The sequence below is a fragment of the Anaerotruncus massiliensis (ex Togo et al. 2026) genome (assembly GCF_030825285.1).
GTDB lineage: Bacteria > Bacillota > Clostridia > Oscillospirales > Ruminococcaceae > Anaerotruncus > Anaerotruncus massiliensis.
The window spans coordinates 70,031-71,711 of record NZ_JAPJQF010000010.1 but is presented as its reverse complement, the minus strand read 5'-3'; the positions used below and the strand labels follow the sequence as shown (position 1 = coordinate 71,711).

Below are 1,681 nucleotides of genomic sequence, written 5' to 3'. Positions count from 1 at the left end.
CACCCGCAAGGCCCACAGGCCCAGACGGCGGGCCAGCCGGACCAAGTCCGGCTGGGCGCCTTTGTGCCCCGGCGTGTGCGAGACCTCCCCCCACCGACGGGAACCCCCCCCCCGGGGCCCCGTCTGCCCCCAAACCCCGCCGTGCCACACCCCCGCCCGCGGGGTCCAACTGTCTAACAAAATGTAACCGGGGCGCGCCGTCCATCCGGACGGCGCGCCGCTTTTATTTTGGGTGCTTACCGGACGCCGGGGATGGCGGGAAGCCCGTCGAAGCCCTTCTGCAGGTCGGCGTCGGTGGGGATGTAGTCGCTCATGACGCCGTCGTGGAAGGCGGAATAGGCGGTCATGTCGAAGTAGCCGGTGCCTGTGAGGCCGAAGAGGATGGTCTTTTCCTCGCCCGTCTCCTTGCAGCGCAGTGCCTCGTCGATCGCGGCGCGGATGGCGTGCGCGCTCTCGGGGGCGGGGAGGATGGTCTCCTGCTTGGCGAAGAAGACGGCGGCCTCGAACACCTTGGTCTGCTCGACCGACACGGCCTCCATGTAGCCGTCGTGGTAGAGCTTGGAGAGGATGGGGGACATGCCGTGGTAACGCAGCCCGCCCGCGTGGTTGGCGGAGGGGATGAAGCCGCAGCCGAGGGTGTACATGCGGGCGAGCGGGGTAATCCGGCCGGTGTCGCAGAAGTCGTAGGCGTACCGCCCGCGGGTGAGGGAGGGGCAGGAGGCGGGCTCGACCGCGACGATGCGGGGGTCGGCTCTGCCGGTCAGCTTATCCTGCATGAAGGGGGCGATGAGTCCGCCGAGGTTGGAGCCGCCGCCCGCGCAGCCGATGATCACGTCGGGATACTCGCCGATCATCTCCATCGCGGTCTTGCTCTCAAGGCCGATGACCGACTGGTGGAGCAGCACCTGGTTGAGCACCGAGCCGAGCACATAGCGGTACCCCTCGGTGGAGACGGCCTTTTCGACCGCCTCGGAGATGGCGCAGCCGAGGCTTCCGCCCGTCTCGGGGTCGGCGGCGAGGATGCGGCGCCCGGCCTCGGTGGTGTCGCTCGGGCTGGCGACCACGTCCGCGCCGAAGGTCTGGATGACCGCCTTGCGGAAGGGCTTCTGGTTGTAGGAGACCTTGACCATGTAGACGGTCAGCGGCAGCCCGAAATAGGAGCACGCCTCGGCGAGCGCGGTGCCCCACTGGCCGGCGCCCGTCTCGGTGGTAAGCCCCCTGAGCCCCTGCCGCTTGGCGTAGTAGGCCTGCGCCACGGCGGAGTTGAGCTTGTGGCTGCCGGAGGTGTTGTTGCCCTCGAACTTGTAGTAGATCTTCGCCGGGGTGCCCAGCGCGCGCTCCAGGCTGTAGGCGCGGATGAGCGGGGAGGGGCGGTACATTTTATAGAACTCGCGGATCTCTTCGGGGATGTCGACGTAGCGGGTCACGGCGTCGAGCTCCTGGTGCGCCAGCTCGTCGCAGAAGACGGGGCGCAGGTCGGCCTCGGTGACCGGCCGCATCGTCGCGGGATTGAGCATCGGGTCGGGTTGTTCCTTCATATCGGCGCGCAGGTTGTACCACTGGCGGGGAATCTGGTCCTCGGAGAGATAGATCCTGTGCGGCACGTTGTTCGATTTCATGGCGGGTGCTCCTTTCAGATGTTGGATTTGCAAACAAACGGGCAAACAAAAAAGGCTTTTGC

General features: G+C 67.0%; 1 protein-coding gene. It reads right to left on the bottom strand.

All coding sequences use genetic code 11. From position 1 onward, the window contains the following. Positions 1 to 236: 236 nt before the first annotated feature. Positions 237 to 1,619 (bottom strand): TrpB-like pyridoxal phosphate-dependent enzyme, encoded by a 1,383-nt coding sequence (locus RCI06_RS05395; RefSeq protein ID WP_101549913.1) that lies wholly within the window; start codon positions 1,617 to 1,619, stop codon positions 237 to 239. Between the last annotated feature and the right edge of the window lie 62 nt (positions 1,620 to 1,681).

What these genes read in the sequence shown, in the direction of transcription:
- RCI06_RS05395 (WP_101549913.1), bottom strand. Translation starts at nt 1,619, where the DNA reads ATGAAATCGAACAACGTGCCGCACAGGATCTATCTCTCCGAGGACCAG.